A 26,449-nucleotide genomic window follows, 5' to 3' on the forward strand; every position below is an offset into this window, starting at 1 on the left:
ATGAGGTATTTCAAAGGGGCCAGTTTGGTCGCAATCGCTCTGCATACGGGCTTTGGCAGCGTCGCTTACGCGAACGAGGCTGAGGATGAGAGCGCATATGCTGCCGATCAGGCCGTCGCCGGCGGAACGATCGTCGTCACCGGTTACAAGGACAGCCTGAACAGGGCGGAGGAGATCAAGAAGGAGACAACCGGGACGCGTGAAACGATCCTGGCGGAGGATATTGCGGCCTTCCCCGAACATAACCTTGCCGATGCGCTCCAGCGTATCCCGGGCATCACCATCACGCGCGAAGCGGGGGAGGGGCGGCAGATCCAGCTGCGCGGTCTCGGGCCCGATTTCACGCAGGTGACGCTGAACGGGATGGAAGCGCTGGCCACCACCTCATCGGCCATGGACTCGCGCGGTTCGGTCAGCCGTACCCGCGGTTTCGACTACAACATCTTCGCCTCGGAATTGTTCAACCGGGTCGATGTCTACAAGACCTATTCGGCGGAACTCGACGAAGGCGGCCTGGCCGGCACGGTGGCGCTGACGACGGCGCGGCCTTTCGACTATGACGGCTTCCAGGCCGCATTCAGCGCACAAGGCGTGGCAAACGACAATGTCGACACGATCGGCAAGCGTTTTGCCGCGCTGATCAGCAATAACTGGGGCGATTTCGGGTTGCTCGCTTCGGTCGCCTACAGCCGCCGCGACGTATCCGAAACCGGCTATGACACGGTCCGCTGGCGCCGCGTGGATTCGCAGAATGCGGACATCTCCGCGCTTCCGCAGGCCACGCAGGACCTGATCGAGGACAAGCAGCTGTGGTTCCCCCGCGGCGCGCGCCCGATCATCTTCGACAGCGACACAGAGCGCCTGGGCGCAACGATCGCGCTGCAATGGCAGCCCACCGATGGCCTGCGCCTTGGCATTGACGGCCTGTATGGCGAGCTGAACGCCAATCGCGACGAATTCCACATCCAGCACGCGACCGGCACCTCGACCGGCATGGGCTGCTACCAGCTTTTCGGCGAGATCGAATGCGCGAGCGTGACCGAACTGGAATTCAACAGCCAGAACCACGTCACCTATTATTCGCTGCTCAACACCACGCTGGCTTCGGAGAGCAAGGTGGAGGATGCGGATTCCACCATCGAACAGCTGGTCTTCAACGCCGACTGGCAGCTTTCGGACAGTTTCCACATGAGCGGTCTGGCAGGTCGGGAAGAGACGACTTTCATCGACAACAGCGCGAAGGTGTACATGGTCACGCGCGGCGACATGACGCTCGACTTCACCCAGGGCTTCACCGGCCTCAACACCTATCACTTCGATACGCTTGATCCGACCCGCTACACCTACTCCGATCTCGACATCTGGCAGCCGCAGATCGAAAACCGGTTCGATACGGCGAAGCTGGACTTCGACTACAGCTTCGATCCGCTCATCGCCCTGCGTTTCGGCGCGAGCTTCAAGCGTTACCGCAACGAATACAGCGTCGTGGAAAACGAGAACATCAACAAGGCGGGCTTCAACGATGGGTCGGTCGACGGCACCGTCGATCCGGATGTCACCTTCGTGAGCGATGCCACCGGCGCGGAGTGGCTGAGCGTGGACGTGCTGGAAGTCTACCGGCGCATGGGCATCGAGCGCTACCTGCCGGAGCCGGACAGGAAGCATGTCGTCATCGAAGAGACCATGGCCGGTTATGCGCTGTTCGACCTGCAGGACATTCCGCTGGGGCAGGGTTCGCTGCGCAGCAATATCGGCGTGCGCTACTATGATACTCAGATCACGTCGGAAGGCCATGTGGGCGATACACCCGTTTCCATCGAGCGGAGCTATGACGGCTTCCTGCCCACTCTCAACCTCGCATGGGATGTCACCGACGAGCTGGTGCTGCGGGCAAGTGCCGGCAAGAACCTGACGCGAGTGGCGCTTGGCTCGCTGAATGTCGCGGGCCGCGTGAACAGCGATGCCAGCAGCGGCGGAGACCTGACCATCTCGGCCGGCAATCCGGACCTGCGGCCGATGAAGTCCTGGAACTTCGAACTGGGCGCGGAATACTACTTCCCCGAAGGTGGCTATCTGTCGGCAGCCTTCTTCTACAAGGATATCACCGACATCGTCGGCTCATCCTCGGTCGATGTGCGTTATGGCGATACCGGCTATCCGCTCTCGCTGCTCGGCGACGTCGATGGTGCTGGCAATCCGCAGACGGCAGACACGATCTTCCAGTTCAACCGGCCTGCAAACGTCAATGACAGCACGGTAAAGGGCTTCGAAGTGGGCCTGCGGCATGACTTCGATTTCCTGCCGGCCCCGTTCGACAAGCTCGGCATCATCGCCAACTACACCTATGCCGACGGCGAGACGCTGTATGAGAATGTCGGCGGCACCGGGCTGGCGGAGTACAAGGGCTTCCCGGGCCTTTCGAACCACACTGCGAACGTGACCCTCTACTACGAGGCCGAGCGCTGGGGAATGCGCGTGTCGACGGCCTATCGCAGCGGCTACATCTCGCAGGTCCAGTCCGGGAACACGGACGAGAACGAGCGCGGTTTCCATGGATCGAACTTCGTCGATTTCACGAGCCACTACGCGATCACGGACAATCTGAAGGCCAACTTGAGCGTGCTGAACATCACCGACGAAGCGGTCGAACAATATTCGGACACAGCCGACCGCCTCTACGGCACGACCACTTCGGGTCGCACCTATATGCTAAGGCTGGGATATACGTTCTGATCGCAAGTTCAGATCGATGTATCCGTAGTATCGGCTAGCCGCATAGGGGACGCCGGGGATGGCAAACCGACCATCCCCGGCGTCTTGTCGTTCGGGCCTACTGCGCTGCCTCTCCAGGGTGCTCCGAATGGACGGTGAACACGGAAAACATCCTGCGCGCCGAAAAAGCCGGTGCGGGCGAACGCGGTCGGTCGCACAGCAAGGCATCCGCGGCAGGAGGGGCGAGCAGCCGCGTGGGTTACTCGCCGCCGCTCGACAGCAGGCGATAGCCCCACGCAGGCAGGCTCACCGTATCGCCAGCCGCGATGGTCACCTCACCGCCGGTCTGGAACTCGGTATAGGCACCGGCCGCCAACCCATCGGCCAACGTAGCCTCCACGGGCTTGCCGGACAGGTTGAACAGGCCCAGCACCTTGTTGCCATCCTGCTGGCGCACCCAGCCGAACAGCTGCTGCGGCTTGTCATTGACGACCTGGCTCATGATGGCACCCCACTTGCCGTTGGCCAGCGCGGGGTTGGCATCGCGGAAGGCAATCAGGTCCGCCAATAGCTGGCCGTATGCGCAGCCTTCGCCCTGGCTCCAGTCGATCGGGTCCTTCTCGAAGAACTCCAGCCGTTTGGCGTTGCAGGTTTCCTGCCCGTTATGGACCATCGGCAGGCCCTGGTGGGTGAAGGCAAGCGCGGTCATTGCGTCCAGCGCCGGGCCGTAATTCTCGTAGATGGTGCCTTCCCACGCATTGCTGTCGTGGTTCTCGATATAGGTCAGTCGCATGGCCTCACGCGGCCACAGGCTTTCATGTTCTGCGTAGTATCCGAACAGGCCGGTGGCATCCGCTGCGCCTGCGGCAATGCGCTTTGACGTGTGGTGCCAGTCCCAGCCATAGGTCGCATCGAAGGCGGCGCGGTGGTAGCTCGATTGCTGTACCTCGCCGAGCATGAAGACCGGGCGAATGGTATCGAGCCGGGCGCGCATGGTTTCCCAGAAATCGACCGGGACATAGCCCGCCACGTCGGCGCGGAAGCCATCGACGCCGTAGTCGCGTACCCACATTTCCATCGCCTCGCCGACATGCTTGCGCACGCCGGGCTGCGACCAGTCGAGATCGATGATGTCGGACCAGTCCCACCAGGGTGTGGGGCGGAATTGGCCGTCCCAGGTCTTTTCGTACCAGTCCGGGTGGTCGGTCGCGAGCTGGTTGTCCCACGCCGTATGGTTGGCGACGAGGTCGAGGATCACATGAAAGCCCTGTTCGTGGGCCGCATCGATGAAGCTCCTCAGATCCTCCTCGCTGCCGAATTCGGGGTTCACCGCGTAATAGTCCTGCACCGAATAGGGGCTGCCCAGCGTGCCCTTGCGGTTCACTGCGCCAATCGGGTGGATGGGCATCAGCCACAGGATATCGACGCCCAGTTCCTTGAGCCGCGGCAGCTCCCGCTCGGCGGCGGCAAAGGTGCCCTCGGGCGTGAATTGGCGCGTGTTGATCTGATACAGCACGGCGTCGCGCGTCCATTCGGGCGCCTCGATCTGCACGTAGGGCTGCAGCTCCCAGGGATCGCTGGTAGCAGTGTCGGCCTGGTTGCAGGCTGCGAGCAGCAGCGGGGATAGCGCGAGGGCGAGTTTACGCATGGGAAATCCCTTGATTGGCCGAGGGCAGGACGGCCTGCACGCGCAGCATGGCGGCGGCGGAAATCAGCCAGACGATTGCGGCGAACAACATCGTCCACACGGGCTCGCCGGGGAATAGCCACAACATGATCTGCCCCATGACCGTCGCGACCAGCAGCTGCGGCACGACGATGAAGATGTTGAACAGCCCCATGTAAATGCCGAGCTTCTTCTGCGGCAGGTTCGAGGCGAGGATGGCGTAGGGCATGGCAAGGATGCTGGCCCAGGCGATGCCGATGCCCACTTCGGCCAGCAGCAGTGCCTGGGCATCGCGCACGAAGAAGAACATCAGGAAGCCGATGGCGCCCAGCGTCAGGCAGATCGAGTGCGTCAGCACCTGTCCGAACTTGCGGCTGAACCACGGCAACAGCACCAGCGCGGCAATCGCGGCCACGCCATTGTAGACCGTGAACAGCAGGTTCACCCAGTTCGCGCCTTCGTTATAGGCGGCGCTCGTGGTGTCGGTGCTGCCAAAGACATATTGCGTCACCACGGGCGTGGTGTTGATCCACATGATGAACAGCGCCGACCAGCTGAAGAACTGCACGACCGCCAGCCGCTTCATCACTTCGGGCATGCCGGAAAAATCACCAACGATGCTGGAGAGCATGTTGGTCGTCCGTCCCTGCCGTGCGAGGCCGATGGCAATGGCGGACAGCAGGCCGTAAATGGCCAGCAGCGCGCCAAGCAGGAAGAGCTCCTTCTCCAGCGCGAACAGCTGCACTGCGGCCAGCACGACTGCACCGGCCACGAGCCAGACCATGCTGGACATGTAGCTCTTGGCGGCAAGCAGGCGGGCGGGCTCGCCGTCCTCCACCGCTTCAACCCCGGCAAAGGCGGCCTGTTCTTCGGGGCTGTATTCCCTGATGGTCACAACGGTCCACAGCACCGCCAGCAGCAGTGCCGCGCTCCCCGCCCAGAAACTCCATTTCACCGTATCGGGAATGCCGCCATCCGGCGCGATATTGGCGACGCCCAGATGTTCCAGCAGGTAAGGGAAGATCGATCCGACAACCGCGCCCGCGCCGATAAAGGCCGTCTGCACGGCATAGCCTGCGCTGTGCTGGTCGGTGTGCAGCATGTCGCCCACGAAGGCGCGGAACGGCTCCATGGAGACGTTCAGGCTGGCATCGAGGACCCACAGCATGGCGGCTGCAAACAGCAGTGGTGCTCCGAAAGCCGGGGCGAGCGGCATAACGAAGAGCGCAATCGCCGCGAAGATCGCGCCGGTCAGGAAATAGGGTCGGCGACGGCCCAGGCGGTTCCATGTTCGATCCGAAAGGTGGCCGATGATCGGTTGCACGATCAGCCCGGTCAGCGGCGCGGCAACCCATAGTGCGGGCAAGTCGTCCATGCTCGCGCCCAAGGTCTGGAACACGCGGCTCATGTTCGAATTTTGCAGCGCGAAGCCGATCTGGATGCCGAAAAAGCCGAAGCTAATGTTCCACAGGCCCCAGAAACTCTGACGCGGTTTTTCCATCCTTCGTGTTCCTTCCCATTGCGCGGAAGGTCTGTGGCCGTCCTGCGTCAATGCGAAGGGGCTGGCACGAATGCGTCCAGCCGACAACACGCATACGAATGTGCAGGACTGCTCAGGCGGTTGGCTGCTTGGGCGGTTTCGGCGGTGCAGGCGCTGGTGGAACGGGAGGGCAGGCACCGCTGCTGGCGCGCACGATCAGCCTGGTCGGCAGGCGATTGTCCGGCCCTTCGCGGTCCTCCACCTTGGCCAGCAGGGTTTCGACGAGCCGCTCACCGGCACCCTTGATGTCCTGCATGATGGTCGTCAGCGGCGGGGTGGTGAGGCTGGCGGCTGGGATATCGTCGAAACCCACCATCGCCACATCTTCGGGCACGCGCAGGCCCGCCTCGGCCAAGGCGCGCATCGCGCCGATGGCGATCAGGTCACTGGCAGCGAAGATGCCATCGAATTCCTGTCCACTCTCGATCAGGTTCTGCATGGCCGCATGGCCGGCTTCCTCGGTGGTGATGGCATCGTATTGCAGCGAGCTATCGGGCGTCAGCCCCGCATCCTTCAGTGCCTGGCACATGCCGCGATAGCGCTGCGCGAATTCGGGGTAGTGCTCGTCCGCATGGCCAAGGAAGGCGAGCTTGCGCCGCCCCTGCTCGACAAGGTGTGCACCTGCCAGCTTGCCTGCGCCGAAATTGTCCGAGCCAATGGTCGAGCCCGAGCTGTCGCTGGTGACCGAGCCCCAACGCGCGAAATGCGTACCCTGCCGCTCCAGCTGGTCGAGCCGTTCCCGGTAGAGCGTATAGTCGCCATAGCCCAATAGGATGAGCCCGTCTGCGCGGTGGCTGTCCTGGTATTGCACGTGCCAATCATCTTCCATCCGCTGGAACGAGATGAGCAGGTCCAGCCCGTGATTGGCGCAGGCGCGTGTGATCGATCCCAGCATCGCGAGGAAGAACGGGTTGATCATGGACTCGTCAGGCGTCGGGTCCTCGAAGAACAGCAGGGCGATGGTATTGGAGCGTTGCGAGCGCAACGAAGAGGCGTTCTTGTCGACCGTATAGTTGAGGTCCTGCGCAATCTGCTTGATCCGCGCGCGCGTCTTCTCGCTGACTGACTTGTCGCCACGCAAGGCGCGGCTGACGGTGGGCTGCGACACCCCGGCAAGATATGCGATATCGAAGCTGGTCGGTCGACCAGTAGCTGCGCGTCCCATGTCCTCTCCCGCCGCGCTAGCTCCTTGTCTTTTCTCTCGGTTGGAAAAGGCTTTCTGGTGCGCCCGGACGATTGCAAACACACCTGCATACTTGCATGCAGGCCGTGGTAATTCTTCCGTACCATCGATGTCCCAGTCCCCGCTAGCCCTTTCGCCCACGTACGGCCTGACTGTCTCGCATTTCGGCGAGGAAGCGCAGCCGCTGTTGCAGGTGGATGGCGCACTCGCCGACCTGGCGCTGGTGCGCAAAATTGCCGCAAGGCACAGCTATCGTTCGATCGGACCGTTCTATCCGGGACTGCGTGCGCCCGTATCGGCGAAAATCGCCATGCCGCTGGTGGAGCCGTTGCTGCCGAAAATGTGCGAAACCTTCGGCCTGGAGCGCGAACCGGCCTATTTCGAGTGCTACCTCAGCCTCGTCACCAAGGCGCCTGGCGAACTTGCGCCAATCCAGCGCCTGCCGCATTTCGACGGGACCGAACCCGAGCGACTTGCCGTATTGCTGTTCCTGTCGGACGACAGCGCGTGCGGTACGGCCTTCTATCGGCAGTGCTCGACCGGCTACGAAAGCGTCGATGGTTCGCGCTACGATTGCTACCTGGCGGAACTGGAGGCGGCCACCGCGCAACATGGCATTCCGCCCGCCAGCTATATCGGGGCAGACTCGCCCATCTTCACGCGAACGCTCCGGGTGGCGGGCGCGGCGAACCGGATGATTGCCTATCGCGGCAACACGCTTCATTGCGCCGCGCTTCGCGATGATTTCACGCCCGATGCCGATCCCCGCAGCGGCAGGCTGACACTGAATCTGTTTTTAAAAGCCTGATATTCCGATTGTTTAGTCAAACATTCTTGCGGCGAAATCATGCCTGCATCGGCTTGCGTATACGTATGCTGTCTTTCGCCAGGTGCATTCCGCCCGGTAAGTAAACGGCAAGCGAGGCAAGGCTGCGAGCCTTTAGACCCGCGAGTTTGGAGCAGGAATGTCGGGAAGGGACGAAGGATCCCACCGGCCCCAATTGTCCCGGGGGACTAGATGAATATCCGCAACACCCTTCGCGCCGGTGCCAGCACCACCGCATTTGCCATTGCCGCCCTGGCCTTGCCGGGCGTCGCCTTCGCACAGGATGCAGGCGAGCAGCAGGACGAGGCCACCGTCGCAGACGACGGCTTGGATGCCGGCAGCGTCATCATCGTCTCCGGCTATCGCCAGGCGCTGGAGTCGGCCATTGGCGAGAAGCGCCAGAGCACGGCAATCGTCGAAGCCTTCTCGGCGGAAGATATCGGCAAGCTGCCCGACGTCTCCATCGCCGAAACGCTTGGCCGCTTGCCCGGCCTTGCCGTGCAGCGTGTCGACGGCCGTGCGCAGAGCCTCTCGATCCGCGGCCTTGGCCCGGACTATTCGACCTCGCTGCTGAACGGTCGCCAGATCGTTTCCTCGGGCGACAACCGCGCGGTTGAATACGACCAGTACCCATCCGAACTCATCAATAGCGGTGTCGTCTACAAGACGCCTTATGCCGGCCTGATCGGTCAGGGTCTGGCCGGTACGGTCGACCTGCGCACGATCCGTCCGCTGGACCAGAACGAGACCGTGATCTCGGTCAGCGGTCGCCTGGAGTTCAACGAAGACGGGTCGCTCAACCCCGATATCAAGGGTTGGGGCTACCGCGCCACCGGCACCTATGTCGACCAGTTCGCTGACGATACGCTGGGTGTCGCGCTGGGCGTGGCTTATCAGTCGAGCCCGAGCCAGGTCGAACGGTTCAACGCATGGGGTTATCCCGAACTTGGCCAGGGCGATGTCGATGGTGGCAACGCGCCCGACGGTTCGCAGGGCGCGCTGGTGCTGGGCGGCATGAAGCCCTTCGCCCGTTCTGTCGATCTTGATCGCCTCGGCGTGTTTGGCACGCTGGAATGGGAGCCGTCGCCGGAATGGAACAGCTCGATCGACGTGTTCTACGCCGATTATCGCGAGCGTATCCCGCAGCGCGGCATCGAATTCCCGCTGAATCCGGGCTGGGGTGCCACCACCACCATTACCGACATCAGCGATGCGGACGGCATTGCCGACAGCACAACCTTTGCCGGTGTACGTCCGGTCGTGCGCAATGACTATGACCGCAAGGATACCGAGACCTTCGCGATCGGCTGGAACACCCAGTACGACAGCGACGACGCGATCCTGATGCTCGACGTCGCCTATTCGCGCTCGGACCGCAGGTTGCAGCAGATCGAGAGCTATTCGGGCCTCAGCTATGCGGCTGATCCGGCTTCGCCTTCGGACACTGTCGTTGCCATGCTCAGCTCGGGCGGCTTTCCGTTCCAGTTCAGCAACCAGATCGATTATTCCGACACCGACCTGGTCCAGCTGACCGATCCGCGTGGCTGGGGTGCTGGCGGCATTGTGCAGGCCGGTTTCATCAACGACACCGAGACCGAGGACGAACTGTGGACGATCCGCGGCGAGATCGCCCTTCCGGTCGATCGCATCTCCTTCGTCGACCAGGTCGTGTTCGGCGCGGCCTTCGACGATCGCACCAAGTCGCGCGACATCACGCAGAACTTCATCAGCCTGGCGGGTGGCCCTTCGGTCTATGCCGACCAGGGAGCGGTAACCAGTGCGCCGATCCCCACGTCGGCATTGCTCGATCCCACCGCGTCGCTGAGCTTCATCGGCTTCGGCCCGCAGGTCGCCTACGATCCCTTCGCGCTGCTGAACGATGGCACCTATGCGCTCACCGACGTGCAGAGTTCCAGCCTGCCCTTCCCGGGTGACTGGACCGTCAACGAGCAGGTGCTGACCGGCTATGTGCGTGTCGATCTCGACGCCATGCTCGGGGACCTGCCGATGACTGGCAATATCGGCGTCCAGTTCGTGCAGACCGACCAGTCTTCCGACGGCTTCGAATCGCCGGGCGGTATCGGTGCCACGCGGACGCCGGTTTTCCAGAGCGACGAATATCTTGACGTGCTGCCCAGCGCGACGCTGAGCTTCGAAGTCGGTCCGGACACCATGCTTCGCCTGGGCGCGGCTCGCACTCTGGCCCGTCCGCGCATGGACCAGCTCAACGCTTCGTATAGCGCCAGCGTCGCGAACCAGCCCCAGGGTGCGCTCGATTCAATCTTCAGCGGCAGTGGCGGCAACCCGCAGCTCCGCCCCTATATCGCGGATAGTGTGGACCTTTCGGTCGAGCACTATTTCGCTGGCGGCCAAGGCTATTTCGCACTCGCTACCTACTACAAGTGGCTCGACGATTTCGTGAACCCGAGCGCCTCCGTGGTGCGCGATTTCTCCTATCTCGTGTCTTCGCTGACCGGATCCCAGCTGGACGCCTACAACGCGAGCGGCACGCAGAACCTCGGCTTCGTGAGCGGTCCGGACAATGGAGCCGACGGCCACATCTTCGGTATCGAAGCGAGCATGGCGCTGCCGTTCGGTATGTTCTCCGAGGCGCTGGAAGGTTTCGGCCTGCAGAGCAGCGTGTCCTACACCGACAGCGAGCTGACGATCCATCCGCAGCAGGGACCCTCATTCGAAACCGATGTTCCGGGTCTGTCGGAATGGGTGGTCAACACCACTGCCTTCTATGAGACCGGCGGCTTCGAGGCGCGCATCAGCCATCGTTACCGGACCGAATTCCTTGCCGAATTCATCGGTATCTCGGCTAGCCGCACCTTCCGCGAGACCTATCCGGAATCGATCTTCGATGCCCAGATCGGTTATCGCTTTGAAAGTGGCTCGCTCGATGGCCTGTCGATCACGCTGCAGGCGCTGAACCTGACGGACGAACCCTTCGTCTCGTTCCAGAACGACGATGAAGCACAGATCATCGACTACGAATCCTATGGTCGCACTTACCTGATCGGGGCGTCTTATCGCTTCTGATTGGTAACAGGCCGGCGGGGAGATGCTCCTCCTCCCCTATGCTCCCCGCCGGTTCACTGTTCCGATAGCGCCTCGATAGATTGCAAACTTGCCTGGTCAGGCGTTGGGGGCAACTGGCAATGACGGACACAGCAGTAAACGACTTCGTGATTGCCGGCGGCGGCACGGCCGGATGGATGACCGCCGCCGCGCTTTCCCGCTTCGCGCCCCCGGGCACGTCGGTCACGCTCGTTGAAAGCGAAGCCATCGGCACCGTGGGCGTGGGCGAGGCAACGATCCCGCAGATCCACCTTTTCAATTCAGCCCTGGGTCTCGACGAGGCCGAATTCCTGCGCGAGACGCGCGGCAGCTTCAAGCTGGGGATCGAGTTCGACGGCTGGCGGCGCGAGGGCGAGAGCTACATGCACGCCTTTGGCGACGTGGGCCGCCCTCTGGGCTTGCTGCCTTTCCAGCACTACTGGCTGCGCGCGCAACACGCGGGCTTTGCCAAGCCGCTGCAACGCTATTCCCTGAACGAGCTGGCCGCGCGCACCATGCGTATGTACCGCGGCAAGACAGCTGCGGGCCGCGAGATGCCCTATGCCTATCACTTCGATGCGGGCCTTTATGCCGCCTATCTGCGCCGCTTCGCCGAAGCGCGCGGGGTAACGCGCGTTGAAGGCAGGATCGCCAAGGTCGCCCGGCACGGCGAAAGCGGCGATATTGCCGCACTGGAGCTGGAAGGTGGCGAGCGGGTCGAGGGCAGCTTCTTCATCGACTGCACGGGCTTTCGCGCGCTGCTGATCGAAGGCGCGCTGGGTGCGGGTTTCGACGACTGGAGCAATTTCCTCCCCTGCGACCGCGCCATGGCCGTTCCGTGCGAAGGTGGCGGGGACTTCACCCCCTATACCAGGGCCATCGCCCGCAAGGCCGGTTGGCAGTGGCGCATCCCCTTGCAGCACCGCATCGGCAATGGCCTCGTCTATTGCAGCGATTTCCTGTCGGATGACGAAGCCGCCGAGACCTTGCTCGCCAATCTCGATGGCGCGCCACAGGCCGAACCGCGCCCGATCCGTTTCACCACCGGAAAGCGCTGCGTGCACTGGAAGAACAACTGCCTCGCGATAGGCCTGGCCGCCGGGTTCATGGAGCCGATGGAATCGACATCGATCCACATGATCCAGAGTGCGATCAGCCGCTTCCTGGCAGTCCTGCCGCGAGGCCGGGGCGAGCCTGCAACGGTGGACTGGTTCAACGCCCAGAGCAGCTTCGAATGGGAGTGCATCCGCGATTTCCTGGTGCTGCACTACACCGCCAACGAGCGGGAAGGGCGGCCCTTCTGGGACCATGTCCGCAGCATGGAACTACCCGCAACGCTCACCGCAAGGATGGAGCAATGGCGCGCGGGCGGCTTCATCCACCGCGAGCACGAGGAACTGTTTACCGAAATCGCCTGGTTCCAGGTTTTCGCCGGACAGGGCGTCGAGGCGCGTGGTTACAATCCAATGGCCGACACTCTGCCCGAGGCGGAACTGCGCGCGCTGCTGGACGAAACAGAGGCGTCGCTTGTCGAACAGGTGAAGCCGATGCCGCGCCATCTCGATTTTCTGCAAGGCTTCGTGACTGGTAAGACAAACGAAAAGGTTACTGCATGACGATCCGATCCGCCCTGAAACTCGCGGTCGGGCTCGCCGCTCTGACCATGGCTGGTTGCACCACCGCGCCCGACGAAAGCGATGGCGCAGCCTATCTCGACCGCTTGCCGAGCGAGGAGATCATCTATTTCGTGCTGCCGGATCGCTTCGAAAACGGCGATCCTTCGAACGACACCGGGGAATTTGCCGGCGACCGCCTGCAAACCGGCTTCGACCCCGCAGCGCGCGGCTTCTTTCATGGCGGCGACCTGGCCGGTCTTACCAGCCGCCTCGACTACCTCGAAGGAATGGGCATCACCGCGATCTGGTTCGCGCCGATTTTCCAGAACAAGCCGGTGCAGGGCCCGCCAGGAGATGAAAGCGCGGGGTATCACGGCTACTGGGTCACCGATTTCACCCGGCCTGACAGCCATTTCGGCACGCGCGAGGAATTTGTCGCCTTCGTGGATGCCGCGCATGCGCGCGGGATGAAGGTCTACATGGACATCATCACCAACCACACGGCTGACGTGATTACCTATGCCGATGGTGACGAGAGCAATTTCGAATATCGCAGCCTGGGCGACTATCCCTATTCCACGCGCGGCGGCGTGGATGGAGAGCCGATCAACCCCGGCTTCACCGGCCATGAGGATTCGAGCGAGGAAAATTTCGCCCGGCTGGTCGATCCGAACTACGCCTATATTCCCGAAGTGCCCGAGGCGGAGCGCGACGTGAAAGTGCCCGTCTGGCTGAACGATCCGATCTACTACCACCATCGCGGCAACAGCAGCTTCACCGGCGAAGACAGTCGTTTCGGGGATTTTTCCGGGCTTGATGACCTGTTTACCGAACATCCGCGCGTGCGCGCCGGCATGCAGGAAATCTTCTGCGACTGGATCACCGAAACCCGTGTCGACGGCTTCCGCATCGATACCGCGCGTCACGTCGATCCCGGCTTCTGGCAGGAATTCGTACCCGCCATGCGGGAATGCGCGGCCGGGGCCGGCATCCCCAACTTCCACATGTTCGGCGAAGTGTACAAGGACGTGCCCGAGAACGGCTATATCGCCGAATACACGCGCCGCGACGGCCTGCCTGCCGTACTCGACTTCGCCTTCCAGGCCGCCATGCGCGAGCTTCTGGGGCGCAATCAGGGCACGGTCGTGCTGGCGCAAATGTTCGATGGCGACGTATTGTATGAGGATGGCGAGGAGACTGCCCGCACGCTGCCGACCTTCCTCGGCAATCATGACATGGGCCGCTTCTCCACCCTGATCCGCGATGACATTCCCGGTATCTCGCAGGACGAGCTCCTACAGCGGGTGATGCTGGGCCACGCCATGATGCTCAGCCTGCGCGGCTCTCCCACCATCTATTATGGTGACGAGCAGGGCTTCGTTGGCGATGGCAACGACCAGCGTGCGCGCGAGGACATGTTCCCCAGTCTGACGGCGGAATACAACGACAACGTACTGATCGGCACCGATGCGACCACGGCGGACAGCAATTTCGACATCGCCCACCCTCTCTATCGCCTGATCGCGGAGTTCTCCGCCTTGCGCCGTGCACATCCGGCACTCGCGCGCGGCCCTCAGCAGGTGCGCCACTATGAACAGGAGGCAGGCATTTTCGCAGCAGCCCGTTTCGATCCCGACGACGGGACCGAATATCTCGCCGTGTTCAACACCAGCGACGAGGAGCGCTCGGTCAATATGTGGGTCAATTACAATGCCCGCGCGTTCGAGACACTGGCGGGCGAATGTCCCGCCATCGTTTCCGCACCGGGCAGTGCAGCCTTCACGCTGCCTGCGTTCGGCTGGGCGCTCTGCCGGGTGAGCGAGGTTGCCGAATGAGCACTTCCGAAACTCCCATGCCCTGGTGGAAAGGCGCATCGATCTACCAGATCTATCCGCGCAGCTTCATGGATTCGAACGGCGATGGCATTGGCGACCTGCCTGGCATCACCTCCCGGCTGGACCATGTCGCTTCCCTTGGTGTCGATGCCATCTGGATCAGCCCGTTCTTCACCAGCCCGATGAAGGATTTCGGTTACGACGTTTCGGACTATCGCGACGTCGATCCGATTTTCGGCGAGCTGGCTGATTTCGACGTGCTGGTGACACGCGCGCACGAACTGGGCCTGAAAGTCCTGATCGACCAGGTCTATTCGCACACGTCCGATGAGCACGCCTGGTTTGCCGAAAGCCGGTTCAGCCGCGACGGTGCCAAGGCGGACTGGTACGTGTGGGCCGATGCCAAGCCCGATGGCTCACCACCGTCCAACTGGCAGTCCGTATTCGGCGGCCCTGCCTGGACCTGGGATGCAAGGCGCGGGCAGTTCTACCTGCACAATTTCCTCTCATCTCAGCCGCAGCTCAATCTGCACAACCGGGAGGTGCAGGATGCAGTGCTCGACGTGATGCGTTTCTGGCTCGATCGCGGGGTCGACGGGTTCCGCATCGATGCGCTCAACTTCGCGATGCACGACCCGCAACTGCGCGACAATCCGCCCGCGCCCCATAACGGCAAACAGCGCACGCGCCCGTTCGATTTCCAGCTCAAGCTCCATAACCAGTCGCATGCGGATATCCCGCTTTTCATCGAGCGGATCCGCGCCCTGACCGACGAGTTCGACGGCATATTCACCGTCGCCGAGGTGGGCGGGGACGATGCCGACAAGGAGATGAAGGCGTTCACGGCGGGAGAGAGCCATCTCAACTCGGCCTATGGCTTCGATTTCCTCTACGCCGACAAGCTGACCGGCGAACTGGTGTGCAAGGCGCTGGCGAACTGGCCGGATGAGGAAGGCCTCGGCTGGCCCAGCTGGGCTTTCGAGAACCACGACGCGCCGCGCGCCCTGTCGCGCTGGATCGACAACGGCAACCGCGATGCCTTCGCGCGGATGAAGATGCTGCTGCTTGCTGTCCTGCGGGGCAACATCATCCTCTACCAGGGCGAGGAGCTGGGCCTGACGCAGGTCGATATCCCCTTCGACCAGCTGCACGATCCCGAAGCCATCGCCAACTGGCCGCTCACGCTCAGCCGCGATGGTGCGCGCACGCCGATGCCGTGGGACACGCGTGGCTGCGGCGGCTTTGGCAGCGAAACGCCGTGGCTGCCGATGGGCGAGGAAAACCGCGCCCGTGCCGTGGCGGTGCAGGAGGCGGACGAAGCATCCTTGCTGAACCACGCCCGCGCCATGCTGGCGCTACGCAAGGCGCATCCGGCACTGCATCACGGTGCAGTTTCGCGCTGCGAAGTACGCGGAACGCTGCTGGTGCTGGGCCGCCGTAGCGAGGGCGAATGCGTGCGCGCTTTCGTCAATCTCGGCGCCGATCCGATCGCACTTGAGCCCGGTGAAGCCGATGGCGCGGTACTCGCCAAGGTCAACGGCGCGAGCGCAAAGTTACTTCCCCCTTATGCAGCATTGGTGGTGCAGGCATGAATATCGTCCGATCCCTTATCGCAGCCTCCACGCTGGTGGCATGGCCCACGGCCGCGCTGGCAGGCACGGTCTCCTCGCCCGATGGCCGCATCGTCGCCACGCTGGAGGCCGATGGCGAAGGCATTCCCGTCTACGAAGTCAGCTTCAATGGCGAACCCGTGATCGCACGTTCGACCATCGGGTTCAATTTCACCGATGCCGACCCGATGCGGCGCGGTTTCGAAGTGATCGCGGAGACCACCGACAGCGTCGACGCTACATGGGAACAGCCATGGGGCGAACGGCGCTTCGTCCGTGACAACCACAATGAGCTGGCCGTCACCTTCCGCCAGCAGGACGAGGCTGCGCGCGAAATGACCGTGCGCATGCGCGTGTTCGACGATGGCTTGGGTTTCCGCATGGAATTCCCCGAGCAGGCGAGCATGCCGGTGGCCAACATTGCCGAGGAGTTGACCGAATTCCGCATTGCCGGCGATGGCGAGGCCTGGTCGATCCAGGCAGGCGACTGGAACCGCTACGAATACCTCTATGAGCGCACCCCGATCAGCGCGCTGTCCACCGTGCACACGCCAGTGACCATGGTGCTGGAAAACGGCACGCATGTCTCCTTCCACGAGGCGGCTCTGGTCGATTATTCGGGCATGTGGCTGCGCCGCATGGAAGGCACGAATTTCCGCGCGCAGCTTGCGCCCAGTCCGCGCGGGCCGAAAGTGGTGCGTGAAGGCGCGTTCCACACGCCGTGGCGCACGATCCAGATCGCTGACGGCCCGGCAGGCCTGTTCGAAAGCGCGATGATCCTCAATCTGAACGAGCCCAATGCGCTGGGCGACGTCAGCTGGTTCAAGCCACACAAATATATCGGCATCTGGTGGGAAATGCACCTCGACGAGAGCAGCTGGAACAGCGGGGACCGTCACGGCGCGACCACCGCGAATGCCATGCGCTATATCGACTTCGCTGCCGAGCACGGCTTTCGCGGCGTGCTGATCGAAGGCTGGAATGTCGGCTGGGACGGCACATGGTTCGGCAATGGGCGCGACTTCAGCTTCACCCAGTCCTACCCCGATTTCGATATCGAGGCCGTCGCTGCCTATGCCGCCGAGCGCGGCGTGCGGATCATCGGCCACCACGAAACCGGCGGCAATATCGGTGTCTATGAGCGCCAGCTCGAAGAGGCGATGGCCTTCTACGAAAGCCTTGGCATCGATGCGGTGAAGACCGGCTATGTCGCCGATGCCGGCGGCGTGATCGCGCCGGATGGCGAGGGCGGCGAAGTCTTCGTCTGGCATGATGGGCAGGAGGCTGTGCAACACCACCTGCGCGTGGTCCGGATTGCTGCCGATCACCACATCGCAGTCAATCCGCATGAGCCGGTGAAGGATACGGGCCTGCGCCGCACCTATCCCAACTGGGTCAGTCGCGAAGGCGCGCGCGGGGCCGAATACGACGCATGGGGCGTGCCCAAGAACGGGCCGGACCATGTGCCCGAGATGATCTTCACCCGCCTGCTTTCGGGGCCGATGGACTATACGCCCGGCGTTTTCTCGCTGCGTGGCCGCGGGGCCGAGGCGCCTGACATTCCCTCCACGCTGGCGCGCCAGCTGGCCTTCTACGTGGCGATCTACTCACCGATCCAGATGGTGGCCGACCTGCCCGAGAATATCGCTGCCTACCCCGAGGCGCTCGACTGGGTGCAACGCGTGCCTGCTGACTGGAGCGAGAGCCGCCTGCTCGACGGCGCCGTGGGCGAATATGCGGTGATCGCGCGGCGGGATCGCAATTCGCAAGGCTGGTATATCGGCGGCGTGACCGATGCCGAGGCACGCGATGCCACCGTGGCGCTGGACTTTCTCGACCCTGGCACCGCCTATGTCGCCACCATCTGGGAAGACGGTGAAACGGCAGACGGCCTGGGAGAGGATCGCCACGCGTTGGACGTGCGCAGCTACACGGTGACTTCTACCGACACCCTCACCTTGCACATGGCACGCGCGGGTGGCTTCGCCATCGAGCTGGCACCTGCTGGCGAGTGAGCTATCCAGCGCCTCCGCGCATCGTCGTTCCTGGCGGCGGCGGCGCGGGGGCGGACAACCGCTTGCCTGCTTCATCACCGCTGGGCTGGGCGCGGCGGCAAGGCCACCGTCGTCGAAAGCCCGGCAATCGGCATTTTCGGTGTGGGTGAAGGCTCTACGCCGTAGCTGAGGGCCATGTCCGATCTTCTCGGCATCGCCGAGGTTTCGATAAGCCTGTGCTGCCTGATGACCGGTTCCTTGCTGCAAGGCTGGCCGACGAAGGCAAGGCACCGCACCCGAGCGAGAATTTTCCCTTTCGGCCCAGCTACGGCTACCGCTTCGATGCCTTCAAGCTGGGTGCCTTTCGCATGATATTGCCGTGACAGGCGGAACGTAGCGATTCGGTCGCGCAAATCGCCCTGATTGCAAGAACGTTTCGCCCAGTGTCGGAACAGCGTTTTTGCTTTACCCGAAATCAACGCTTTTCAGCCTAATACGGTCGTGTGAGTGAGAACTACTCCGGACTGCCCAGCCTGCCCTTGCGGTTGAACGCTATGCAGGTGATCGGTCTTGCCGAACCCGGCGAGGGCGATTGGGCACGCTTGCGCTCTCTGCAATATCGCGATCTCTACGCCAATACCTCTACCCGCATCATCGGCCACATGCTGGCCGCGCTGATCACGCTCGGCCTCTTCCTGGGCGACCTGCCGATCCTGCTGCTGGGCGGCTGGATGGGCACGCTGGCCATCGCCGTGGCGCATATCACGCGGGTGGAAGCCTCGCTGGAGGGCGTCGACCATCGCTTGATGACCAAGGCCGACTATTTCCGTCATGCCGTGGCCGTGCTGGCGCTTGCGACGGTGTGGACATTGCCGCTGCTGGGTTTTGCGCCGACCGCTTCACCGGCTGACAAATACGCACTGTGGACGGCAGTGGCGATGCTGGTGGCCGGCTCTGCGCTCAAGACATCGCAGGCCCCGATCACCTCGATCATCTTCGCCGGTGTTTGCGGTGCCGCGGGGATCTATATCTTTGTGCTCGAGGGCAGCTATGTCTTCGCGCTCGCTTCGGTCCTTTTCTGCGGCATCATCATCAGCGGGGCGATTTCCTCTGCGCGCACCTTCCTGACCGCACGCGTCGCCGAAGCGGGCGTGGCGGAAAAGGACGAGGTGGTCTCGCTCCTCCTGCGCGAGTTCGAGGAGAACGAGGCCGACTGGCTGTGGCAGGTCGACCAGCACCGCCGCATCAAGGCTGCCAGCCCGCGCTTCGCCTATGCGCTCGGCTGCGATGCCAAGAGCGTGGAAGGCAAGCGCTTCGTCGAATTGCTATGCGGCGACGAGGGCTGGAAGAGCGGCAATTTGCCGCCTTCGCTCCACGAGCTGGCCGACCGGCTGAAGCGGCGCGAAAGCTTCGCCAACCTGGTGGTGCAGGTGGAGCTGTCCACGGGGCGCCGCTGGTGGGAGCTTTCCGGCACGCCGATCGCCAATGAGAAAGGCGGCCATGGCGGTTTCCGCGGCGTGGGTTCGGACGTCACCGAACAGCGCGAATCCTCCGAAAAGATCGCCTACCTTGCCCGCTACGACACGCTGACGGGGCTGCCCAACCGCCTGATGCTGACCGAGGGGCTGAACGAAGCCCTGCGCTATGCCGCGCAATGGAAGACGCGCTGTGCCTTCCTGATGATCGATCTCGACCGTTTCAAGGCGGTGAACGATTCTCTGGGCCACCACGTAGGCGACAAGCTGCTGGCGCAGGTCTCTCTGCGGCTGAAGCAGGTCATCAGCGACAATGAACAGGTCGGCCGCCTGGGTGGTGACGAATTCGCCGTGGTTATCCGCGACGTGCCGAACCCGGCCTATGCCGGCAAGGTGGCGGACAATATCATCGCCTCGCTCTCCGCGCCCTACACGGTCGACCACCACACGCTTTATATCGGTGCCAGCGTCGGTTCCGCCATCGGTCCGCGCGACGGCCTGAATGTCGAGACGCTGATGCGCAATGCCGACCTCGCGCTCTATCGCGCCAAGGACGAGGGCGGTGGCGAACATCATTATTTCGAACCTTCGCTGCATGCGGATGCGGAGGAGCGGCTGAAGCTGGAAGCCTCGCTGCGTCACGCCATTTCGCGCGAGGAGCTGGAAGTGCATTTCCAGCCGGTGGTGAATGCCAAGGCGGAAAACGTCGTCAGCTTCGAGGCGCTGCTGCGCTGGAACAGCAAGGAGCATGGCTTCGTCAGCCCGGGCAAGTTCATCCCGCTGGCCGAGGATACGCGCCTGATCGTGCCGATCGGCGACTGGGTGCTGCGCGAGGCCTGCCGCCATGCCGCCACTTGGCCCGAGGATATCCGCGTGGCGGTGAACGTATCGGGCGAGCAACTGCTGGAACCGAACTTCGCCCAGACCGTTGTGCGCGCGCTGGCCGATACGGGCCTCGCCGCGCATCGCCTGGAAGTGGAAGTTACCGAAAGCGTGTTCCTGCGCGACGGGCGCCATGCGCGCCAGACGCTGGAGGAGATCATGGATCTCGGCTGCTCCATCGCGCTTGACGATTTCGGCACCGGCTATTCCTCGCTCGGCTACCTGCGTACTTTGCGCTTCTCGACCATCAAGGTGGACCGCAGCTTCGTGCAGGGCGCCGCGCAGGACAATCGCGAGAGCCTCGCCATCATCAATGCCGTTGTCGCCATGGCGCAGAGCCTGGAGATGTCCACGACCGCTGAGGGCGTGGAGGACGAGAAGCAGGCCCAGATGGTCCGCGACCTCGGCTGCACCAAGATCCAGGGCTACTATTTCGGCCGCCCGATGCCCGCCATCGAAGCGCGCAGCCTGGTGGTGAAGCGGCGCAACGCTGCTGCGTGATTGGTTTTGCGAAGGCGCATCCGCGCCTTCGTCCTCGGTGCTGTTCCCTCCGCTACGCTGCGGGGCACCTGCGGGCGGCCAGTCGGCCTTTTACTGCCGTGACCAAGAACCGCTCGGACCTGCCAGATAAGCTCTGTAACGGGCCGCAGGCCCGCAAGCGCGAACGCGCGCCCCCTTCGGCTGGCTGCTTGCAGCAGCCGCTCAGGATAAACTGCGCCGCCCCGTAGTGGAGTGAAGCGGAACGGAGGGATTCAGGCGAGGATAGCCAAGGGGCCGGATGGCCCCGCCGGCGCTTGAGGCCGAACAAAATTCACCGAGGACGCGCCCGCGGATGCGGGCGCATGAAACAAGCTACGCTACCGAAAGATTTTCAAACACGCTCTCGAACAGCGCGCGGCCATCACTGCCGCCATGGTCGCTCTCGATCGCGCGTTCGGGGTGGGGCATCATGCCGAGCACATTGCCGCCCGCATTGAGTATGCCGGCGATGTCGCGGCGCGAGCCGTTGCAGGCTTCGGCATAGCGGAAGGCCACGCGGCCATCGCCTTCCAGCCGGTCCAGCGTAGCTTCGTCGGCGAAGTAATTACCGTCGTGATGCGCCACGGGAATGTGGATCACCTGCCCTTTTTCGTAGCGGCTGGTGAAGAGCGACTGGCTATTCTCCACCCTCAGCGCGACGGTGCGGCAGATGAAGGTCTGGCCCGCATTGCGCATCAGCGCGCCGGGCAGCAGGCCGCTTTCGGTCAGCACCTGGAAGCCATTGCACACGCCCAACACGGGCACGCCCTTGCCGGCCGCCTCTACCACGCTCTTCATGATCGGGCTGTTCGCGGCCATCGCGCCGGAGCGCAGGTAATCGCCATAGGAAAAGCCGCCGGGCAGGGCGATGAAGCCGAGCCCGTCGGGCAGGGCCGCATCGCCATGCCATACGCGCAGCGGCGCCTTGCCCGAAATCTGCTCGATCGCCACTGCCATGTCGCGGTCGCAGTTCGAGCCGGGGAAGGTGATGACCGCGGCTTTCATCAGGCTGTCTCCAGCTTCTCGATCCGGTAGTTCTCGATCACCATGTTGGCGAGCAGCTTGCGGCACATGTCGTCCAGCGCCTCGTCCGTGGTGCTGTCGGCCACGTCCAGTTCGATCAGGCGGCCGATGCGCACATCCTCGACGCCGGAAAAGCCGAGGCCTTCAAGAGCATGGTGGACTGCGCGGCCCTGCGGGTCGAGCACGCCGGGCTTGAGGCTGACATGGATGCGGACTTTCATGGGGCGGACCTTCGCATATCTATGGAGTCGGTTCACGAGTGCCTATGGCGATGGAGGCCCCGTGCTGCAAGGGCAAGCACCCGAACAAGCCCCCGCCAAATGGCCGTTGTGGGTGGAGTTGTTACAATTCAGGGCTTGTTGCTGCGAATCCCTCTCATTAACCCAGCATATTCGAGTGATTCGAGGATGCGATGGACCAGGTAACCAGCGGTAATGACGGCGCGGCGATGACGGCCAAGCCCTATCTCTCCAAGCAGGCGAAGCGGCGGCAGCTGTGGCTGGCGGTGCATCGCTGGCTGGGCATTATCCTGCTGATCCCGATGGCGGTGCTGGGCGTGACCGGCTCTGCACAAGTCTGGCCGGAGGAGACCGAGGCGCTGCTCAACCCGCAGCGCGAGGTCGCCGCCACCGCCGATCCGGCTGCCATCAGTGAAGACCATATCGCCAAGGCGCGCGAGGCGCTGGCCGATTACGGGCCCATCGTCCGCATCCAGATGGGCGAGGTGGGCGAGCCGATCGTTGCTTCCACTGGAGGCTATGCCGATCCGCCCTTCGGCATTGGTGCTCCCGGTGGGATGAGCCGCCAGGCCTATGTCGATCCCGACAGTGCCGAGGTGATCGACAATACCGACAGTTCGGGCGGCTTCATGTGGTACATGCACTTCATCCACGGCCTGTTCCTGATCCCCGGCATCGGCCGCCAGATCGTAGGCATTATGGGCCTGTTCCTGACCATTTCGGCGGTGACCGGCATCTATGTCTTCTGGCCGGGCATGAAGCGCGTTTGGGCCGCTCTGAAGTGGCAGAAGCGCGACGGGAAGATGCTCAACATCCATCGCCAGTCGGGCTTCGTCCTGTCCATCGTGCTGGTCGTGGAAGCGATCACCGGCGCGTGGATTTCCTTCCCCGGCTTCTTCGCCATGCTGGTGGAGCCGGGCGTGGAGCAGCCCGAGCGCCCGCGGCGCGGCGGCGGCCCGCAGGGTGAGGTGCTGGAGGCAGAGGATGAGGCCTGGATGGCCGCGCTCGCTTCCGCCAGTGCAGCCTATGACGGCAGGCCCACCGCGATCAGCGCGCCGACGGTCGAGAGCGCCGCGTGGACCGTGAACCTTGTCGGCGAGGGCATGGAAGCCACCGCCAGCGTGCCGCTCAATGGCGGTCCCGTTTCGGTCGAGGAAAGCCCCGCGCGTGCCGGTCCGCCGCCCGCGCCCACCCGCGCCATCGCGGTGTCGACATGGATGCGGCAGGCGCATTACGCCACCATTGGCGGCATCGTGTGGGAGTTGCTCGTCTTCCTCAGCGGTATCGCGCTGACCTTCCTTGCGATCAGCGGGATCTATGTCTGGGGCAAGCGCGAGCTGGACAAGAAGCGCCGCGCCTGACCCTTAGTCAGCCGCCTCGCCCGGATCGGGCAGCACGGTGATCTCCAGCCGCTCCGCCGGATCGAGATAGCGCAGCGCCATTTCCTGTACGTCCTCGGGTGTCAGAGCCTCCAGCACCGCGCGGCCTTCGGTATAACGCTCCAGCCGGTCCGCCTGCGTCTGCGCGCGGTCGACAAGGCCCATCCAGCCGCCATTGGTCTTCAGCAGATTGTCATAGGCTTCCAGCTGCGGCGCGCGGGCGCGTTGCAGCGTGTCCTCGTCCACCGGAGCGCTGCGCAGGCTATCGATCACCTGCAACATCGCGTCGCGCGCGGCAGGGACATCGTCGGGGGTCAGGGAGGCGCTGATCGCGAAGGTGCCATAGCCGGGATAGACGCGCGATTGCTGCGCACTGGCGGAAGGCGAATAGGTCTGCCCCAGCTCCTCGCGCAAAGTGTCGAGCAGCAGGGAGCGGGCGACCGCCTGCAGCAGTTCCAGCTCCAGCGTCTCGCGCAGATCCTCGCCATCGCGGGTGGGCCACATCATGTGCAACAGCGCCTGGTTGTCCTCGCCCTGGTGATAGAGAATGCGCGGATAACGGCTATCGGTGAAGCGGCGGTCGCGATTATCCGCCCATGCGCCGAAATCCGCTTCGCGCGGGGGCAGGGCGCCCAGTGTGGCGGCGACCAGGTCGATTGCGGCCTGCTCGTCGAAATCGCCGACCAGCGCCAGCTCGATCGCGCCGTTTTGCCAGCGCTCGGCAATTGCATCGCGCAATCCGGCAAAGCTGAGCTGGAGATAGGCCTCCTCCGGCTGCAACGAAAACCGCGGGTCATTGTCCGACAGGATCGACCCCAGTTCATTGCCCAGGGCTGCATCAGGCGTCGCGTTAAGTCGGGCAAAGAAGTTGCTGACATTACGTTGATATTGCTCTTCACCTTGCGGGCGATAGCCGGGATCGGCGATCATCGCGGCGAAGAGTTGCAACTGCGTGTCGAGATCTCGCGGAGTGGTGGTGGAGCGGAAGCGGAACGTCTCCTCATCCGCATCGATATTGAGGCCGACCTGCGCCCCGGCGAGCACAGATTGCAGCTCATCCAGCGAGTGCTCACCCAAGCCGCCCACCAGCAGTGAACTGGTCATAGCGGTGGCCAGCGGTGCTTCGCGCGTGTCGAGCATCTGCCCGCCATCGATATTGAGCTGCACCGAGACGCGATCCTCTTCGAGGTCGGTGCGCTTCAAGTTCAGCTTCACACCGTTCGCAAAGGTGATCTGGCGGATGCCGAGCAGCGGCTCCACCGCGTCGCTCACTACCGTTCCGGGTGTGCCGAAGTCGGTATAGGCAAACTCGCCGAGTGCGGCTTCCTCGCGCGGCTGCAGCACCAGCGCCATGCCTTCATCCCACGCGGCGCGCAAAGCCTCTGCGCCGCCTTCGGGAGCCTCGCGCCCGGCATAGCGGATCAGCGGATTATCGAGCGGGACGACATCTTCCTTGAGCGCGGCAAGCACCGTTTCGGGGTTGATCGTGGGCTCAAGCGCTTCGAAGCGCTCGAGCGCGCTGGCAGGCGTGGTCGGGACCTGCCCATCTTGCAGCAGGGTCAGCGCGCCGGTCATGAAATCGCGATTGTTGCGGGTGTTCTCGCCAGCCGCATTGCTCTCGATCGCAGCGCGTAGATTGGCGACCTGCTCCGCCACTTCGCCTTCGCTGAAGCCATACAGCATCGCGCGGCGATATTCCTCCTGTGCGGCGGCGAGGCCGCGTTCCCATTCACCCTCGGCCGCCTGCACCACCAGCGAGGTTGAACGGACGATTTCGAAATTCTCCTCCGTCACCATGCCCGCGCTGCGGAAGGGCGGATTGTCCTCGCGCGCAAGGCGGGTGAGGCGGCGGTTGATGATGCCGTAGCCGATCTGGCGCAGCACGCGCTCGCGGCGCGATTCGACCGTGTCGGGACGGTCGATATAGGGGCCGTGACGGGTGATGAGGATTTCGGCGGACAGGGCGGGGTCGAGATAGACCTCGGTATCTCCCTGCCGTTCATAGGGGATCGGCCCGGCGCTGGCGGGCGCTTCCACTGCCGGCGCTTCCCAGCTGGCGAAATGCTGGCGGATCGCGGCTTCCACCTGGTCGGGATCGAATTCGCCGACCACGATCACCGCGGCATTGTCGGGCCGGTACCAGCGTTCGTAATAGTCGCGAAGCCGCTGCGAGGTTGCATTGGCGATGGTCTCTTCGGTGCCGCCGACCCAGTTCTGCGCGAATTGCGATCCGGGGTAGAGGAATTCGAGGCGGGCGAGCAGGTTGCGCAGCTGGAAGGTGTCGCGCACACGCTGTTCGGAATGGATCACGCCGATCTCGCGCGCGACGGCTTCGGGCTCGAACAGGATCTCGCTCGCCGTCTCGCGCATCAGCATCAGCGCGGTGTCGAGCAGCCCCTCGTCATTGCGCGGCAGGTCGAGCGTATAGGTCGTGCGGTCAAATGTGGTGGAGGCGTTGGTGTCCGCGCCGAAAGCCAGCCCTTCGCGTTCGAGCAGGCGGATCATCTCGCCTTCGGGAACATTGGTGGTGCCGTTGAAGGCCATGTGCTCGACCATATGGGCATAGCCGGCCTGGTCGGGCTCCTCACCCAGCGACCCGGCATTGACCCATAGATAGACCATGCCCTGGCCCGCAGGCGTGCCGTTGGGGCGGATCACATAGCGCAGCCCGTTATCGAGCACGCCCACGCGATAGTCCGGGTCCACCGGCAGGTCGCTGGCGGCAAAGGGCCAGGGATCGTCCGCAGCAGCGGCGGGTACGGAAACGGCCGCATCCGTGGTCTGGTACTCGGGAGCTTGTGCGTAGGCGGCAAGCGGAAGGGCGGCTGCGCACAGGAGCGCGGTGAGGGCACGGAATTTCATGCCCAGCTAGATGGGGCAGAAATGC

16 protein-coding genes are annotated in these 26,449 nt (G+C 63.5%); 9 read left to right on the forward strand and 7 right to left on the reverse strand.

Features of this window, described 5'->3' with window-relative positions; all coding sequences use genetic code 11:
- Nucleotides 1-24 precede the first annotated feature (24 nt).
- Nucleotides 25-2,733, forward strand: coding sequence for a TonB-dependent receptor (locus E5222_RS04530; RefSeq protein ID WP_169053479.1), 2,709 nt, complete (start codon nt 25-27; stop codon nt 2,731-2,733).
- A gap of 238 nt (nt 2,734-2,971) precedes the next feature.
- On the opposite strand, the gene E5222_RS04535 is transcribed toward E5222_RS04530, so the two are convergent.
- The 3 genes from E5222_RS04535 to E5222_RS04545 all read right to left on the reverse strand — a co-directional run bounded on the left by E5222_RS04535 (nt 2,972) and on the right by E5222_RS04545 (nt 7,083).
- Nucleotides 2,972-4,360: an alpha-amylase family glycosyl hydrolase gene (locus E5222_RS04535; RefSeq protein ID WP_136692505.1), complete on the reverse strand. Its 1,389-nt coding sequence runs from the start codon at nt 4,358-4,360 to the stop codon at nt 2,972-2,974.
- Nucleotides 4,353-5,879, reverse strand: coding sequence for an MFS transporter (locus E5222_RS04540; RefSeq protein WP_136692506.1), 1,527 nt, complete (start codon nt 5,877-5,879; stop codon nt 4,353-4,355). Before E5222_RS04540 ends, E5222_RS04535 begins: the two co-directional genes overlap by 8 nt.
- 112 nt (nt 5,880-5,991) lie before the next feature.
- Nucleotides 5,992-7,083, reverse strand: a complete 1,092-nt coding sequence (locus tag E5222_RS04545; protein WP_136692507.1) for a LacI family DNA-binding transcriptional regulator — start codon at nt 7,081-7,083, stop codon at nt 5,992-5,994.
- 127 nt (nt 7,084-7,210) lie between these two features.
- Between E5222_RS04545 and E5222_RS04550 the strand changes: the two genes are divergently transcribed.
- The 6 genes from E5222_RS04550 to E5222_RS04575 all read left to right on the forward strand — a co-directional run bounded on the left by E5222_RS04550 (nt 7,211) and on the right by E5222_RS04575 (nt 18,066).
- Entirely contained in the window at nt 7,211-7,909 is a 699-nt protein-coding gene (locus E5222_RS04550) for a DUF6445 family protein (RefSeq protein WP_136692927.1), read from the forward strand.
- A 210-nt stretch (nt 7,910-8,119) separates the two neighbouring features.
- Nucleotides 8,120-10,972: a TonB-dependent receptor gene (locus E5222_RS04555; RefSeq protein WP_136692508.1), complete on the forward strand. Its 2,853-nt coding sequence runs from the start codon at nt 8,120-8,122 to the stop codon at nt 10,970-10,972.
- Nucleotides 10,973-11,091: 119 nt separating this feature from the next.
- Entirely contained in the window at nt 11,092-12,606 is a 1,515-nt protein-coding gene (locus tag E5222_RS04560) for a tryptophan halogenase family protein (RefSeq protein ID WP_136692509.1), read from the forward strand.
- Nucleotides 12,603-14,441: an alpha-amylase family glycosyl hydrolase gene (locus E5222_RS04565; protein ID WP_246021540.1), complete on the forward strand. Its 1,839-nt coding sequence runs from the start codon at nt 12,603-12,605 to the stop codon at nt 14,439-14,441. The genes E5222_RS04560 and E5222_RS04565 overlap by 4 nt, the downstream gene beginning before the upstream one ends.
- A complete protein-coding gene (locus tag E5222_RS04570; protein WP_136692510.1) occupies nt 14,438-16,033 on the forward strand; it encodes an alpha-amylase family glycosyl hydrolase in 1,596 nt (531 codons plus the stop codon). Before E5222_RS04565 ends, E5222_RS04570 begins: the two co-directional genes overlap by 4 nt.
- On the forward strand, nt 16,030-18,066 hold the full coding sequence (locus E5222_RS04575) for a glycoside hydrolase family 97 protein (protein WP_136692511.1): 2,037 nt from the start codon (nt 16,030-16,032) through the stop codon (nt 18,064-18,066). The genes E5222_RS04570 and E5222_RS04575 overlap by 4 nt, the downstream gene beginning before the upstream one ends.
- Before the next feature lie 74 nt (nt 18,067-18,140).
- On the opposite strand, the gene E5222_RS04580 is transcribed toward E5222_RS04575, so the two are convergent.
- Nucleotides 18,141-18,458 carry a hypothetical protein gene (locus E5222_RS04580; RefSeq protein WP_136692512.1) on the reverse strand — a complete coding sequence of 106 codons (318 nt, stop codon included), beginning with the start codon at nt 18,456-18,458 and terminating at the stop codon, nt 18,141-18,143.
- A 90-nt stretch (nt 18,459-18,548) separates the two neighbouring features.
- On the opposite strand from E5222_RS04580, the gene E5222_RS04585 reads away from it, so the two are divergent.
- Nucleotides 18,549-20,903 (forward strand): putative bifunctional diguanylate cyclase/phosphodiesterase, encoded by a 2,355-nt coding sequence (locus E5222_RS04585; protein ID WP_342773163.1) that lies wholly within the window; start codon nt 18,549-18,551, stop codon nt 20,901-20,903.
- Nucleotides 20,904-21,254: 351 nt separating this feature from the next.
- On the opposite strand, the gene purQ is transcribed toward E5222_RS04585, so the two are convergent.
- Entirely contained in the window at nt 21,255-21,926 is a 672-nt protein-coding gene (purQ, locus tag E5222_RS04590; protein ID WP_136692513.1) for a phosphoribosylformylglycinamidine synthase subunit PurQ, read from the reverse strand.
- Complete coding sequence (gene purS, locus E5222_RS04595; RefSeq protein WP_136692514.1) at nt 21,926-22,165, reverse strand: phosphoribosylformylglycinamidine synthase subunit PurS; 240 nt, start codon at nt 22,163-22,165, stop codon at nt 21,926-21,928. The genes purQ and purS overlap by 1 nt, the downstream gene beginning before the upstream one ends.
- A gap of 191 nt (nt 22,166-22,356) precedes the next feature.
- Here purS and E5222_RS04600 point away from each other — a divergent pair, with 191 nt between their 5' ends.
- The gene (locus E5222_RS04600) at nt 22,357-23,544 is read left to right on the forward strand and encodes a PepSY-associated TM helix domain-containing protein (protein ID WP_136692515.1); all 1,188 of its coding nucleotides are present in this window, start codon (nt 22,357-22,359) and stop codon (nt 23,542-23,544) included.
- A 3-nt stretch (nt 23,545-23,547) separates the two neighbouring features.
- On the opposite strand, the gene E5222_RS04605 is transcribed toward E5222_RS04600, so the two are convergent.
- Nucleotides 23,548-26,424 (reverse strand): M16 family metallopeptidase, encoded by a 2,877-nt coding sequence (locus E5222_RS04605; RefSeq protein ID WP_136692516.1) that lies wholly within the window; start codon nt 26,422-26,424, stop codon nt 23,548-23,550.
- Nucleotides 26,425-26,449: the final 25 nt, after the last annotated feature.

It is taken from the genome of Alteraurantiacibacter aquimixticola, assembly GCF_004965515.1.
GTDB lineage: Bacteria > Pseudomonadota > Alphaproteobacteria > Sphingomonadales > Sphingomonadaceae > Alteraurantiacibacter > Alteraurantiacibacter aquimixticola.